Source organism: Nonomuraea sp. NPDC050680, assembly GCF_040654555.1.
GTDB lineage: Bacteria > Actinomycetota > Actinomycetes > Streptosporangiales > Streptosporangiaceae > Nonomuraea.
Genome location: NZ_JBFAIF010000012.1, coordinates 1 through 14,358, shown reverse-complemented (window position 1 = coordinate 14,358; position 14,358 = coordinate 1). Strand labels below are relative to the sequence as shown.

Below are 14,358 nucleotides of genomic sequence, written 5' to 3'. Positions count from 1 at the left end.
ATGCCCCGCGAGGCTCCGGGGCGACCAGGAAAATTCCGGCATTTACCGGAGTTGCCCACTCGAACGCCATCCAGCGAACCAGTCGGCGAATTCCGTCAGGTCGCCAAGCGCCACATCGGCTCCGTGATCACGTAGTTCGCCCAGCGTGTAAGGGCCGGTCGCGACTCCCACGCTGACGGCTCCCCCGGCCCGCGCGGCCTCGATGTCCGCCACATGGTCACCAACATAGGCTCCGGCGCCGAAGCGCGTAAGGGCCGTACCCTTGGCCGCCCCGAAGACCGACCCGACCACCTCGTCCACGGCGAGCCCGAGCGCCTTCACGGTGCTGGCCGCGTCGCGCGGGTTCTTGCCGGTCACGACGATGATCCTGCCCCCCTGCGCGCGTACGGCCTCGACGGCCTCCACCGCTCCGGCCATGGCCGTGTGCACGGGGACGCCCAACTCCGGATAGATCTCCCTGAACAGGATCACGGCTTCCGGGATCGCCTCCAGCGGCAGCCAGTTCGCCAACTCCTGTTCGAGTGGCGGGCCGAGCCTCGTGATGATCGCCTTGCTGTCGATGACCACGCCGAGGCGCGCCGAAAGCTCGTCGTAGACGGCCGCGATGCCCGACCGTGTGTCCGCCAATGTCATGTCCAGGTCGAAACCCACCGATGTCCGCACAAGGTGAAGGATGCCAAACGCGTCCGCATTACGGGTAACAGCCCTTGTTGTGGGACCGTGAGAGTGGGAAGAAAGGAATTACTTATCGGGAGGAGTGGCCGTGACCGAGCCCCCCAAACCGCCGGAAGCGGGAGATCGGCTGGTCGCCGCCGCCAACCGGCCCAGCCCGCCCGAACCGCCCGCCCGGAACCTCTCCCTCAGTCAGCCCCGGCCGCACCGGCCGGCGCTGCCCCGGCAGGTGACCGGGCCGGTCAGGGTGTGGCGGGGCGTGGTGGTGTTCCTGGCCGCCGCCGTCCGGCTGGCGTCCAGGCTGGCCGCGCTGATCCTGGTGCTGTACGCGATCTTCACGGTGTTCCGGGCCAACCCGGCCAACATCTGGTACCAGTTCGTCGAATCGCTCGCCTCGCCGCTGTCGGTGGGCCTGGCCAACCTGTTCCAGCTCGCCGACGTACGGTGGACGACGCTGGTCAACTACGGGCTCGCGGCGCTGGTGTGGCTGATCGTCGGCTCGGTCGTCGCGGGGTTGATCCGGCGCGCCGCGCCGTGACGGCTACGCTCCATCACGGAGGTATCAGGACAGAATGACCAGATCGACGCGTGAGCGGATCATCGACGAAGCCCTGCGGCTCTTCGCGGAGCGGGGCTACTCCGCCACCTCGGTGGCCGAGATCGAGGCCGCCTCAGGGCTCTCCCCGGGCGCCGGAGGGCTCTACCGGCACTTCAAGTCGAAGTACGAGGTGCTCGCCGCGGCGATCAACGAGCATGCCGCCCGTACCCGCACGCAGGTGGCCGAGAGCCTGGCCCAGCTGGGCGACATGGAGACCTCGGCCGACCTGGAGATGCGGCTGTCGCACCTGTGCCGCGCCGGGCTGGCCAAGGTACGCGAGGAGTCGGAGCTGACCCGGGTGTTCTTCCGGGACCTGAGCCAGTTCCCCGAGCTGGTGGCGGTGGTGCGCGAAGGACTGCTGCAGCCCATGTTCGACGCCATCACGACCTGGTTCCGCGCCCAGCCCGAATACGAGGACGCCAAGGTCGACTGGAACGGCATCGCGGCGGTGCTCGGCGGCTCCGTGGTGCACTACCGGCTGTTCCAGGAGACGGTCGGCGAGGTGCCGGGACACGCGGAGAAGGACCAGTTCGTCACCGCCTGGGTACGCCTGGCCATGGGCCTCCTGCCGAGCCCCGCCCCGGTCAGTTGATCTCCACCAGCCGGTAAGCCAGCCAGACCACGCCCAGAGCCGTGCCGATCATGAACGTCACACCGCTGACGTCGAAGAACTGCACCACGAACGCCTGCACCCCCGGCTCCGCGCCCACCCGCAGGCCACCGACGAGCGCGCCACCGATCGTGTAGCCGGCCAGGGGCGCGCCGATCCCGATCAGCCGATCGCGCAGCGCCCAGCCCTCCGAGAACGCCACCAGCAGCGCCCCCAACGCCCACACCAGCACCGGCACCCGGAAGATCGCGACGGCCGGCAGGTCGAACGGGACCAGCAGCGCGGCCACCACCAGGATCACCATCGCCGCGATCTCGCGCGGGTATTCCTTGACGATGGTGGTGGCGTCCCGTCCGCGGGTGGCCATCGGGTTCGCCCCGGACATGGCCGCCTGCCGCAGCCGCGCGAACGGCAGACCGCGCAGGGGCCGGGGGGCCAGCCGGTCCTCCGCGAGGCGCCGGCCCAGCTGGACTCCCGCGGACGGCGCCACGTCGTCGACGATCTTGGGGAAGAACGGCGTCGCCCCACCAGCCCCCGCGACCCGTTCCGCCTTGGCCACGGCACCCGGCGTCACGGTTCCCCGTGCGGCCCCGGGCGCGGCCGTGGGCGCCGTTCCCGGCCGGGTTCCGGACGGGGCACCGGGCGCGCCGCCCGGCTCCGCCTCGGCCAGCCTGCGGGCCTCGCGTTCGACCAGCGCCACCGGGTCGCCGAACCGGGCGAGCACCTTGACCACCTGGCGTGGGTTCTGGCTGCCCTGCCGTTCGACCTCGATCCTGGCCCGTAACCGCTTGGCGAAGTCGAGCCGCTGGTCGGATCTGAGCACGCCATGAGCCGCGTCGGCGGCTGCGCTGACGTAGTTGAGTATGAGCTGGTCCGCTCGCTCAATCACGTGAGCCATGCTGCCCCAATCGGGGTGGACATACCATGGCAACGATGGAGTTCACGGAGTGGATCAGGGGGCGCACCGACGAACAGCTGCGGGCGCTCGTCTCCGCGCGCCCCGAGTTGATCACTCCGGTGCCCGCACATCTGGAGGGCCTCGCCGTACGCGCGGGCAGCCCCTCGGCGATCGGCCGCGCGCTCGACCGGCTCGACCGCTTCACACTCGCCGTGCTCGAAACGCTGACGGTCGTCGAAACGCCGGCCGTCGTCGAGACACCGGCCACCGGAGCGCGGGCCGAGGCGCCGGACGTACCACCGAAGTCCGTCACGAAGGCGGCCCTGCGCGCGCTCGTCGGCGGGGCGCTCGCGGCGGGCAAGCCGGAGCCCGCGCTGTCGGCGGCGATCGAGCACCTGCGCGACCTGGCCCTCGTCTACGGCCCCGACTCCGCCCTCGCCCTGGCCCCCGGCGTGCGGAAGGTGCTCGACGATCCGGCGGGGCTCGGCCCCCCTGCGGTGGAGGCGTTCCGGCACCACGCGCCCGAGCAGCTGGCGGAGATGGCCGACGACATCGCGCCGGGCACCACGGGCTCGGGCAAGGAACGCCTGGCCGCCGCCCTGGCCCGGCCCGGCAAACTGATCGAGGAGGTCTCGCCCGAGGCCAGGGCGGCGCTCGACCAGCTCACCTGGGGGCCGCCGACGGGCCGGGTGCCCAACGCCAGACGTGAGGTGCGGGTCGCCTCCGCCCGCTCGCCCATCGACCAGCTGCTCGCCCGCGGGCTGCTGGCGGCGACGGGTGAGGAGAGCGTGGCCCTGCCTCGGGAGGTCGGCCTCCATCTGCGTAACGGCCTGGTACACCGGGACCTGTACGCCGTACCTCCCGCGCTGGAAGGCGCCGCGCGGGACCAGAAGCTGGCCGACCGGACGGCGGCGGGGCAGGCGTTCACGTTCGTGCGGACGGTCGAGGACCTGTGCGAGCGGTGGAGCGCCGAACCACCGGGCGTGCTGCGTACCGGCGGGCTGGGCGTACGGGATCTGAAGCGCACCGCGACCGAGCTGGACGTGCCGGAGTGGGCCGCCGCGCTGATCGTGGAGGTCGCGCACGCGGCCGGGCTGATCGCGGCGGGCGGCAACGTCGACGGCGAGTGGCTGCCGACCACCGGCTACGACCTGTGGCGGGTCCGGCCGACCGCCGACCGGTGGGCCGCGCTGGCGATCACCTGGCTGCACACCGACCGCGTCCCCGGCCTGGTCGGCGAGCGCGACGACCGGGATCGGCCGCTCAACGCGCTGCACACCGAGCTACGCCGCTCCTCCGCGCCGGGTGTGCGGTCGGCGGCGCTGGGCGTGCTCGCGTCGGCGCCCGGCCTGGCGCCGACGCGCGCGTCCGTGTTCGACCGGCTGGCGTGGGAGCAGCCGCGCCGCCGCGGGCCGCTGCGCGAGCAGCTGACGGAGTTCGCGCTGCGGGAGGCCGAGCAGGTCGGCGTCACCGGGCTCGGCGTGCTGTCGGGACACGGCCGGGCGCTGCTGTCCGGCGAGGACACCGCCTCGGTGCTGGCCCCGCTGCTGCCCGAGCCGGTCGATCATGTGCTGCTCCAGGCCGACCTGACCGCCGTCGCGCCCGGACCGCTCACCAGCGAGCTGAACCGCTGGATGACGCTGGCCGCCGACGTCGAGTCCAAGGGGGGCGCGACCGTCTACCGGTTCGGCGAGGGCTCGGTCCGCCGCGCGCTCGACGCGGGTCAGGGGGCCGAGGAGCTGCTGGCCATGCTGGAGCGCCACTCGGCGACGCCGGTCCCGCAGGCGCTGTCCTACCTGATCGCCGACGTGGCCCGCCGGCACGGGCGCATCAGGGTCGGCACCGCCAGCGCCTACATCCGCTGCGACGACCCGGCTCTGCTCGACCAGATCACCGCCGACCGGCGCTCGGCCGCGCTGCGCCTGCGCAGGCTGGCTCCCACGGTCATCGCCTCCCGCTCCTCACGGGCCGCGCTGGTCGACGCGCTGCGTGCGATGGGGTACGCCCCGGTGGCCGAGTCGCTCGACGGCGACGTGATCATCTCCGAGCTCGACAGGAAGCGCACCGAGGGCCTGCCGCCGGCCCGGTCCGTACCCTCGCCCAACGGTCTCGACGCCGAGGTCACGGCCGCCGCCGTACGCGCGCTGCGGGCGGGCGACGCCGCCCACCTGACCCGGCGCGAGCCTGCCGACGCCCCCAGCGGGCAGATCCCGCGCGGCCCGGCGACCGCCACGATCTCCGCGCTGCAGGAGGCCATCAGGCAGGGCGTACGCGTGTGGATCGGCTACCTCGACTCCCAGGGCAACGCCACCTCGCGCATCCTGGAGCCGGCCCGGATGGAGGGCGGCTACCTCACGGCGTACGACGAGACCAGGGCCGCCGTCCACCGCTTCGCGCTCCATCGCATCACCGGGGTCGCCGACCTGTCTTGACGTCAAGTGTTGATCAGGCGAGGTTGGGACCGTGAGCGAGCTGACGTTGGGCCGGTTGGCCGAGGAGTCTTGGAACAGGTTCGACGACTTCGACGCGGTCTACTACGAAGGGGTCTGGCACCGGAGCCACGCGCTGGCCGAGCGGGCCCGCAAGGTCTGCGGCGGGCTGGTCGAGGCGGGGGTACGCCCCGGCGACCGGGTGGTGGTGATGATGGCGAACTCACCCGAGGTCGGCCTGATCTACGAGGCGATCTGGGCGGCCGGAGCGGTGGTGACGCCCGTGGTGTTCCTGGTGGGACCGGCGGAGCTGCGGCACATCCTGGACGACAGCGGCGCCACCGCCCTCGTCACCTCGCCCGAGCTGGTGGAGACGGTCCAGGCCACCGACCCCCAGATCCCGATATTTGTGGACACGGGGGAGCTGGAGCGGGCGGCCGAGCGGGGGCCCGTCGAGCGGGACGCCACCGATCTGGCGGCTCTCATGTACACCGGAGGCACCACCGGCATGGCCAAGGGCGTCATGCTGAGCCATCGCGGCCTCTGGCAGGTGGCCAAGGACGCCTACGACATGTCCCACCAAGAGGGGAAAAATCGCGCAATAGTGCCGGTGCCCCTCTCCCACTCGTACGGGCTGATCATCACGGTCGCCGGGATGCACGCCACAGAGCCGCAGCAGGCGGTGCTGATGCGCTGGTTCGACCCGAAGGCCTTCCTTGAGCTGGCCGCCGCGCGGCGCGCCCAGTACGGAGCGGTGGTGCCCGCCATGCTGCAGATGCTCCTGGCCGAGCCGCTGGAGTCTCATCCCCTGCCCGACCTGGCCTTCCTCACCTGCGGCGCGGCGCCGCTCGGCCGGGAGACGCTGACGGAGTTCGAGCGCCGGATGCCCGGCGTGCAGGTCCTCGAAGGCTACGGGATGACCGAGACCAGCGCCGTGACCACGTTCAACCCGCCGGGGCGGCGCCGGATCGGCAGCGTCGGCCTGCCGCTGCCCGGCTACACGATCACGATCCGCGACTCCTCCGGCGACCAGGCCGAGCCGGGGGACGTCGGGGAGATCTGCGTCAGCGGCGACTCGCTGATGCTCGGCTACTGGGGCGAGCACCCCGCGGACCCCACCGGCACCGCGCTGGTCGAAGGTGAGCTGCGTACCGGCGACATCGGCTGCGTGGACGACGACGGCTACCTGTACATCGTCGACCGGAAGAAGGACCTCATCATCCGCGGCGGGTTCAACGTCTTCCCGCGCGACGTCGAGGACGCGCTCAACGAGCACCCCGACGTGGTGATGTCCGGCGTCGTGGGCCGCCCGGACCCGCGCGTGGGCGAGGAGGTCGTGGCCTTCGTCCAGCTCAGGCCGGGCGGCACGGCCACCGCCGAGGAGCTGATGACCTGGGCTCGTGACCGGGTCGGCCGGGTGAAGTATCCCCGGGAGGTGCTGTTCGTCGACTCGATCCCGGTCACGAGCGTGCTCAAGCTCGACCGCAAGGCGCTGCGGTCGAGGCTCGGCTAGTTGCTAGTCGTTCTCGTCGATGGCGCCCATGGACCCCGACTTGATGTTCTTGAGCTCGCCCAGCGCCTGCCCACCGGAGTCATAGGCGGTCACCTTGCTCAGCACGGCCGGGCGGATGAAATGCCGCTTGTCGGCGTACACCCGCGATCGGCCGATGTAGAAGCCGTTCCGTACGTTGGCCGTCATCTTCCGCCCGTCCGCCCATTCGACCTCCACCCGGGTCGCCTGGGGAGCGACCCGACCGGCCACCACCAGGAAGGACGGGTCGCCGTCCCGGCCCGGGTTGATCTCCGACTGCATCTGGATGCTGTAGGTGTCGACGCTGAGTGCCCCGCGCAGGGCCAGCTTGCCGGGCGGATCGACGCCCCAGTAGGAGAAGATCGGGTCCGTCGGGTAGCTGACCAGCCGGATGGCCGGCGTGCACAGCACGAACCCCTTGCGGCTGCCGACCAGCCGCGTCACCCCCAGTTTGTCCTTGGCCTCCACGAGCCAGCGGTAGTCCTTGACGGTCCCGTACTGGGGCAGCCGCCGGTCACCGTCCATGTTGTACACCGGGCTGCCCTTGGGCATGCAGTCCTCCACGGTCGCGAACTGCGCGATCGTGTTGCGTGGCAGGCCGGGGATGTCCCGGACGTACGCGGTGGCGGGCGGGTCCGTCGCGGACCTCGTCGCACGCGCCGTGGGTTCTGTGCTCGCGGTGGGTTCTGGGTTCGCGGTGGGCTCCGTGCTCGCCGTCGGCGGGCTCGCGGGGGAGACCGCCAGCTGCTCATGCGCCCGTAGCGCCACCACCCCGATGGCCACCACACAGGCCGCCGCCGCCAGGGCCAGCCCCCATCTCGGCCCCCGCAACCGTGCCCGCCTCCGTAGGGCACGTGACAGAAGCAGCTCGGGATCCACGGGCCGTGCCCGGTCGGCCAGCCTGCTCAGGGCCTCCGTGACCGCGCGTTCATCGACTGTCATCTCAGGCCTCCAGACGGACGGTCTCGCCCACCAGCTCGCGCAGCCGCTTCACGGCCTGGTGGGTCTGGCTGCGTACGGTGCCGATCGAGCACCCCATGATCCTGGCGACGTCGGACTCCGGCAGATCCTCGAAGTAACGCAGGACCAGCACGGCCCGCTTCTTCGCGGGCAGCCGGCGCAGGGCCTGTTCGAGCGTGAGCCGGTCGTCGACCCGCGCGGTGCCGTCGCCCGCGATCCGCTCGGGCAGCGTCTCGACCACCCGCTCGCGCCCCCAGCGCGGGCTACGCCACCGCCCGACCTGCTCGTGGTACATGACCCGGCGAACGTACGCCTCCGGATCGCCCCTGATGCTCCGCCATCGGTCCGCGGTTCTGGCCAGCGCGCTCTGGAGTAGATCCTCCGCGGCGTGCTGGTCGCCGGTGAGCACGTACGCCAGGCGAATGAGGCTGTCCGATCGCGTCGTGACGAACGCCGTGAAGACTCGTAGGTCGTCCGGGTGCAACTCGCCTCCCTGCTCTGGGTCTCGATCTCTAAAGACGTGTGAGAGGGTCCAGATCTATGGCGAGACAGCAGACCCGGCAGGGCGCGTGGCCATTCCGTGATAAATGTTGACCTGTCAGGAGGTGGCATGAGCCAAGAAGGTCCATCGGGCGAATATCCGTACCAGCCCTACGGCGCACCCTACGGCCAGCAGCCGCCGCCACAGCACGGTTACGGCTATGGCTACGGCTATCCCCCGCCACCTCGGCCGTCCGAGGGGCCGAGGGCCACCGCCATCGTCGCGCTGGTGCTCAATCTGCTCTCGATCGTCAGCTGTTGCAACATCCTGGCGATCCCCGGCGCCATTCTCGCGGGCATGGCGCTCGGCCGGTCGAGCACCCAGCCGGCCGGCGCCAAGAACCTGCTCGTATGGAGCTGGACACTGCTCGGCGTAGGCTTCGCGCTGACGTTCGGCACCTTCCTCTTCCTCGGCCTCAACGGCTACCTCGACGACTGATTACCTGTTCGGGGACTGTTCTTGCCGTCTGATGTGTTGGATAGGCGTCAACCGTAGAAGGGATGTCCGTGAACGACGGCCCGCTCATCGTCCAGTCGGACAAGACGCTGCTCCTCGAGGTCGATCATGAGAAGGCAGGCGAGTGCCGCAAGGCCATCGCGCCGTTCGCCGAGCTCGAGCGCGCCCCCGAACACGTGCACACCTACCGCGTCACCCCGCTGGCGCTGTGGAACGCGCGCGCGGCCGGGCACGACGCCGAGCAGGTCATCGACGCGCTGATCGGTTTCAGCCGCTATCCGGTGCCCCACGCGCTGCTCGTGGACATCGCCGAGACCATGGCCAGATACGGCCGGCTCAAGCTGGAGAAGGACCCGGCCAACGGGCTGATCCTGACCTCCACCGACCGGGCCGTGCTCGAAGAGGTGCTGCGGTCCAAGAAGATCCAGCCCATGCTGGGCGAACGGCTCAGCGGCGACTCCGTGGCCGTGCACCCGAGTGACCGCGGCAACGTCAAGCAGGCGCTGCTCAAGCTGGGCTGGCCCGCCGAGGACCTCGCGGGCTACGTCGACGGCGAGCACCACAAGATCGAGCTGCTCCAGGACGGCTGGAGCCTGCGGCCCTACCAGCAGGACGCGGCCGACGCCTTCTGGCACGGCGGCTCCGGCGTGGTCGTGCTGCCCTGCGGGGCGGGCAAGACCATCGTCGGCGCGGCCGCGATGGCACACGCCCAGGCCACCACGCTGATCCTGGTCACCAACACGGTGAGCGCGCACCAGTGGAAGCAGGAGCTGCTCAAGCGCACCACGCTGACCGAGGACGAGATCGGCGAATACTCCGGCAGCAAGAAGGAGATCCGCCCGGTCACCATCGCCACCTACCAGGTGATGACGACCCGGCGGAAGGGTGTCTACAGCCACCTGGAGCTGTTCGACGCGCGCGACTGGGGTCTGGTCGTCTACGACGAGGTGCACCTGCTGCCCGCGCCGATCTTCCGGATGACCGCCGACCTGCAGGCCCGCAGGCGCGTCGGGCTGACCGCGACGCTGGTGCGCGAGGACGGCCGCGAGGGCGACGTGTTCTCGCTGATCGGCCCCAAGCGTTACGACGCGCCCTGGAAGGAGATGGAGAACCAGGGCTGGATCGCCCCCGCCGACTGCGTGGAGGTCCGGGTCACGCTGACGGACGAGGAGCGGCTGGCGTACGCGATGGCCGAGTCGGAGGAGCGCTACCGCTTCTGCGCCACCACGCCGTCCAAGACCCACGTGACCGAGGCGCTGGTCCGCCGGCACCTGGGCGAGCAGGTGCTGGTCATCGGCCAGTACATCGACCAGCTGGACGAGCTGGGCGAGCACCTGAACGCTCCGGTGATCAAGGGCGAGACCAGGATCAAGGAGCGCGAGCGGCTCTACCAGGCCTTCCGCGACAAGGAGATCCAGGTCCTGGTCGTGTCCAAGGTGGCGAACTTCTCCATCGACCTGCCCGAGGCGGCCGTGGCCATCCAGGTGTCCGGCACGTTCGGGTCGCGTCAGGAGGAGGCGCAGCGGCTCGGCCGGGTGCTGCGGCCCAAGGCCGACGGCGGCGGCGCCCGCTTCTACACGGTGGTCAGCAGGGACACGGTCGACCAGGAGTTCGCGGCGCACCGCCAGCGGTTCCTGGCCGAGCAGGGTTACGCGTACCAGATCATCGACGCCGACGACGTGCACGGCGGCGTCTAGCACCAAGGTCATACAGAGCGAGGCCCGGCCGCTCACCCTCCGAGCGGCCAGGCTTCGACGTCGTCACGTCCACGAGACTCCGCGGGTTGTCGACAATCGAACCACCCCCCTCACCAGCGTGCTACGCCGCTGCGCGCCTCAATCAGCCAGCGACATACCCCCATGATCCGGCAAATGCACCTGAAATGCCCGAATTCTCGGCTATTGGCAGGTTGTCGTTATCTGGCTAGCAGGCCGCCCAGGAAGAGCACTCCTTCGGCGGCGATCCAGGCGGCTACACCCACGCCCATGAACCGGCTGAACACGCGTGGATCGCTCCTGGCGGAGGGGACCAGCCAGGCACCGGCCGTACAGCAGGCGGCGGCCACGGCGAACAGCGCCGACATCGCCGAGACCGAGTCGAGCCGCTGCGAGCAGCCCACCGCGGACTCGTCCCCCGCGCAGAACGCCTCCAGCCCCCACCCCGCGAACACCGACAATGCCCACAACGCCGCCAGCAGGAAACTCGCCACTGTCGGGATGATCGGGGAGAAACCAAACCGTACGCGTGCCACGGTCCCTCTCTACCCCGGCTAAATACTTTGGAAGCCTGCCAGACGCACCACTAAACTGGTCGATTCGCTGCCTTGACCACCTCCGTTACTTCGACCAGGGAGGCACTTTCGCATGCCCGCACACCAGCTGGCCCCCGACATACCCGCCGACGTACTCGCGGCCGAGCAGTCCCATCTGGCCGAGTCGAGAGCCGCGCTCCAGGCCATGCGACTGCACGCCCAGTCGCTGTCGGCCGACGCGGCCGGCGACTGGGTGTCTCAGCAGATCCTGCAGTCGCTGCTCGACAAGCGGGTGGCGGCGCTGGCCGACCACCCCGACACCCCGCTGTTCTTCGGCCGCCTCGACCGCTCGGCGGACGACGACCTGCCCCCCACGATCTACGTCGGCCGCCGCCACGTGCACGACGGCAACAGCCGCCCGCTGGTGATCGACTGGCGCGCGCCGGTGTCCCGGGCCTTCTATCAGGCCAGCCCCGCCGATCCGATGAGCATCGCGCGGCGGCGCCGGTTCGGCTATCACGGCGGCGCGCTGACCGCGTTCGAGGACGAGCCGCTCGGCGAGGGCGGCGACATCGGGTCGTCGAAGATCCTGACCGACGAGATCGAGCGCCCGCGCACCGGCCCGATGCGGGACATCGTCGCCACGATCCAGCCGGACCAGGACGAGATCGTCCGCGCCACGCTCACCCAGACCGTCTGCGTACAGGGCGCGCCGGGCACCGGTAAGACCGCCGTCGGCCTGCACCGGGCCGCCTACCTGCTCTTCACCCACCGCGAGCGGCTGGCCAGGTCGGGTGTCATGATCGTCGGCCCCAACCGCGCCTTCCTGTCCTACATCTCCTCCGTGCTCCCCGCGCTCGGCGAGGTCAAGGTCGACCAGACCACGGTGGCGGGCCTGCTCGGCGAGCACGCCACGCCGGAGGATCCGATGGTGTCGGCGCTGAAGGGCGACGCCCGCATGGCCGCCGTGCTGGAGCGGGCGCTGTGGCTGCACATCGTGAAGCCTGAAGAGGGCGTCGTCTACAGCAAGGGTGCCTACCGCTTCCGGGTGGCCGACTACGAGGTACGCGAGATCGTCGCCTCACTGCGCGGCACCACCCGCTACGGGCCCGGCCGGGCGGCGCTGGCGCAGCGGCTCGCGCACATGGTGCTGGTACGCATGGAGCAGCGCGGAGAGTCGCCCGACGACCGGGTGCAGGACGCCGTGGCCAGGTCCAAGCCGGTCAAGCAGCTCGTCGACGCGGTCTGGCCCAAACTGGTGCCGCAGCAGGTCCTCTTCAAGCTCCTCTCGGACTCCGAATTCCTGACAAAAGCCGCCAAAGACGATTTGTCGCCTGACGAGCAGCAAATGTTGCTATGGCAGAAACCGTACCGAGGCTGGAAGTCCGCGAAGTGGTCGGCGGCCGACGCCGCGCTGCTCGACGAGCTCGGCGACCTGATCGAACGCACGCCCTCGCTCGGCCACCTGGTCGTCGACGAGGCGCAGGACCTGTCGGAGATGCAGCTGCGCGCGCTCGGCCGGCGCTGCCGCAACGGCTCGGCCACCGTCCTCGGCGACCTCGCCCAGGGCACCACCCCGTGGTCCACCAGCTCGTGGGAGACCGTGCTCAAGCACCTGGGCCAGGACGAGGGCGAAGTCACCGAACTGACGCTGGGCTTCCGCGTGCCGCGCGAGGTGCTCGACTACGCCGCCCGCCTGCTGCCGTCGATCGCCCCGGCGCTGGCTCCGCCGCGGTCGTTGCGTCCCGGCGTGGGCTCGCTGACGGTCCGACCAGGCGGCGCGGTAGCCGACGCCGCGCTCGAGGCCATGGCCCGGGAGGGCTCGATCGGCGTGATCGTGCCCGACGCACTGGTGGCGGAGGTGTCGCGGCAGCTCGACGGGCTGGCCCACGCCGTGCTCGACTCCGACACGACCGAAGAGCACCGGCTGCTGATCGTCCCGGCGACGCTGGCCAAGGGCCTGGAGTACGACCACGTGATCGTCGTCGAGCCGGCCGACATCGTGGCGGCCGAGCCCCGCGGCCTGGCCAGGCTGTACGTGGTGCTCACCCGTGCGGTCACCTCGCTCACCGTCCTGCACGGAAAGGCACTGCCGGCCCAGTTGTCCGCCCAACCGGCCGTATGACCGCGCGACCGGCCGCAGTGACCGCTGGCTGACCCGCGAGCGGGCACGTCGCCTCCCAAGACGGACGCACTCCTGGACGCACTCCTAGGATGGCTGGAGTAGTGGAGGATCTCTACCAAGGAGGACGCCGTGCCCGCACCGCTGCCACACGAACACCTGCCCTCGGTCCCCGCACTCACGGTCCAGAGCGACGACATCGCGGACGGGGAGAGGCTGGGGGACCTCCACGTCTTCAACGGCTGGGGCATGACCGGACAGAACCTGTCGCCCCACCTCCAGTGGTCCGGCGCCCCGGCCGAGACGCAGAGCTACGCCGTGACCTGCTACGACCCCGACGCGCCCACGGGCAGCGGGTTCTGGCACTGGGTGCTCTTCGACCTGCCGGCCGCCGTCACCGAGCTGCCCACGGGCGCCGGCACCGCCCCCGAGTTCAAGGGCCTGCCCGCGGGGGCCACGCACGCGCGCAACGACTACAACAGCAAGGACTACGGCGGCGCCGCTCCCCCGCCCGGCGACCCGCACCGCTACGTCTTCACGGTGCACGCGCTGGGCGTGGCCGAGCTGGGCGTCGACAGTGACGCCAGCCCGGCGGTGGTCGGCTTCAACATCACCGCCAACACGCTCGCGCGCGGCCACATCGTCGCCCACTTCGGCGTCTGATGGGGGGAGCCGTCGCAGGGGTGAAGATACGGCACGGCGGGCTTGACGACGTGCCCGCCGTGCTCGACTTCTGGCTGCTGGCCGCCGAGGGCACCGACCGGCGCGACTCGCCCGACAAGGTGGTGGCGCTGATCGAGCGCGACCCGGAGGCCCTGCTCATCGCCGAGCTCGACGGGGAGCTGGTGGGCACGCTCATCGCGGGCTGGGACGGCTGGCGGGCGCACCTCTATCGCCTCGCCGTCCACCCGGCCCACCGCCGCAAGGGCATCGCCACGACGCTCCTGGCCGCGGCCGAGTCCCGCTTCGCCGCCTTCGGCGCCTTCCGCGCCGATGCCATGGTGCTGGACGACAACCTCTCCGCCCATGGGGTGTGGGCCGCCGCCGGCTACGCGCTCCAGCCCACGTGGTCGCGCTGGGTCAAGCCCCTTAAATGATCATACGTACGGCTCTTCACCCCAGAAAAACAGACCGGCCCGGACAACGTGCGTCCGAGCCGGTCTGGTGAGAAGAGACCTGGAAGTCTCTGGTGAGAGACCTAGAAGTCCATGTCTCCGCCGCCGGGCATGCCAGCGGGAGCGGCAGGGTTCTTCTCGGGCTTCTCGGCGATGACCGCCTCGGTGGTGAGGA

At 70.8% G+C, this 14,358-nt stretch carries 14 protein-coding genes; 9 read left to right on the top strand and 5 right to left on the bottom strand.

The window, feature by feature from the left end:
• Positions 1-42: 42 nt before the first annotated feature.
• Positions 43-663: an HAD family hydrolase gene (locus tag AB0H88_RS32515; protein WP_357651204.1), complete on the bottom strand. Its 621-nt coding sequence runs from the start codon at positions 661-663 to the stop codon at positions 43-45.
• A gap of 100 nt (positions 664-763) precedes the next feature.
• Here AB0H88_RS32515 and AB0H88_RS32510 point away from each other — a divergent pair, with 100 nt between their 5' ends.
• Complete coding sequence (locus AB0H88_RS32510) at positions 764-1,210, top strand: hypothetical protein (protein ID WP_357651202.1); 447 nt, start codon at positions 764-766, stop codon at positions 1,208-1,210.
• A 34-nt stretch (positions 1,211-1,244) separates the two neighbouring features.
• Positions 1,245-1,862: a helix-turn-helix domain-containing protein gene (locus AB0H88_RS32505; RefSeq protein WP_357651200.1), complete on the top strand. Its 618-nt coding sequence runs from the start codon at positions 1,245-1,247 to the stop codon at positions 1,860-1,862.
• Here the strand turns inward: AB0H88_RS32505 and AB0H88_RS32500 are convergent.
• The gene (locus AB0H88_RS32500) at positions 1,855-2,769 is read right to left on the bottom strand and encodes a hypothetical protein (RefSeq protein WP_357651198.1); all 915 of its coding nucleotides are present in this window, start codon (positions 2,767-2,769) and stop codon (positions 1,855-1,857) included. The two genes, AB0H88_RS32505 and AB0H88_RS32500, sit on opposite strands and share 8 nt — an antisense overlap.
• Before the next feature lie 44 nt (positions 2,770-2,813).
• Here AB0H88_RS32500 and AB0H88_RS32495 point away from each other — a divergent pair, with 44 nt between their 5' ends.
• On the top strand, positions 2,814-5,210 hold the full coding sequence (locus tag AB0H88_RS32495) for a helicase-associated domain-containing protein (RefSeq protein ID WP_357651196.1): 2,397 nt from the start codon (positions 2,814-2,816) through the stop codon (positions 5,208-5,210).
• A gap of 31 nt (positions 5,211-5,241) precedes the next feature.
• Positions 5,242-6,720, top strand: coding sequence for an AMP-binding protein (locus tag AB0H88_RS32490; protein ID WP_357651194.1), 1,479 nt, complete (start codon positions 5,242-5,244; stop codon positions 6,718-6,720).
• Between the two features lie 3 nt (positions 6,721-6,723).
• Here AB0H88_RS32490 and AB0H88_RS32485 read toward each other — a convergent pair whose 3' ends face one another.
• Complete coding sequence (locus tag AB0H88_RS32485) at positions 6,724-7,680, bottom strand: hypothetical protein (RefSeq protein WP_357651192.1); 957 nt, start codon at positions 7,678-7,680, stop codon at positions 6,724-6,726.
• 1 nt (position 7,681) lies between these two features.
• Positions 7,682-8,182: a SigE family RNA polymerase sigma factor gene (locus tag AB0H88_RS32480; protein ID WP_357651190.1), complete on the bottom strand. Its 501-nt coding sequence runs from the start codon at positions 8,180-8,182 to the stop codon at positions 7,682-7,684.
• A gap of 126 nt (positions 8,183-8,308) precedes the next feature.
• Here AB0H88_RS32480 and AB0H88_RS32475 point away from each other — a divergent pair, with 126 nt between their 5' ends.
• A complete protein-coding gene (locus AB0H88_RS32475) occupies positions 8,309-8,677 on the top strand; it encodes a hypothetical protein (RefSeq protein ID WP_357651188.1) in 369 nt (122 codons plus the stop codon).
• Positions 8,678-8,739: 62 nt separating this feature from the next.
• Complete coding sequence (locus AB0H88_RS32470; RefSeq protein WP_357651187.1) at positions 8,740-10,392, top strand: DNA repair helicase XPB; 1,653 nt, start codon at positions 8,740-8,742, stop codon at positions 10,390-10,392.
• A gap of 218 nt (positions 10,393-10,610) precedes the next feature.
• On the opposite strand, the gene AB0H88_RS32465 is transcribed toward AB0H88_RS32470, so the two are convergent.
• Positions 10,611-10,904: a hypothetical protein gene (locus AB0H88_RS32465; protein WP_357651185.1), complete on the bottom strand. Its 294-nt coding sequence runs from the start codon at positions 10,902-10,904 to the stop codon at positions 10,611-10,613.
• A 154-nt stretch (positions 10,905-11,058) separates the two neighbouring features.
• On the opposite strand from AB0H88_RS32465, the gene AB0H88_RS32460 reads away from it, so the two are divergent.
• The 3 genes from AB0H88_RS32460 to AB0H88_RS32450 all read left to right on the top strand — a co-directional run bounded on the left by AB0H88_RS32460 (position 11,059) and on the right by AB0H88_RS32450 (position 14,165).
• Entirely contained in the window at positions 11,059-13,071 is a 2,013-nt protein-coding gene (locus tag AB0H88_RS32460) for an AAA family ATPase (protein WP_357651183.1), read from the top strand.
• A gap of 129 nt (positions 13,072-13,200) precedes the next feature.
• Complete coding sequence (locus tag AB0H88_RS32455) at positions 13,201-13,731, top strand: YbhB/YbcL family Raf kinase inhibitor-like protein (protein WP_357651181.1); 531 nt, start codon at positions 13,201-13,203, stop codon at positions 13,729-13,731.
• Positions 13,732-13,751: 20 nt separating this feature from the next.
• Entirely contained in the window at positions 13,752-14,165 is a 414-nt protein-coding gene (locus AB0H88_RS32450) for a GNAT family N-acetyltransferase (RefSeq protein ID WP_357651179.1), read from the top strand.
• Positions 14,166-14,358: the final 193 nt, after the last annotated feature.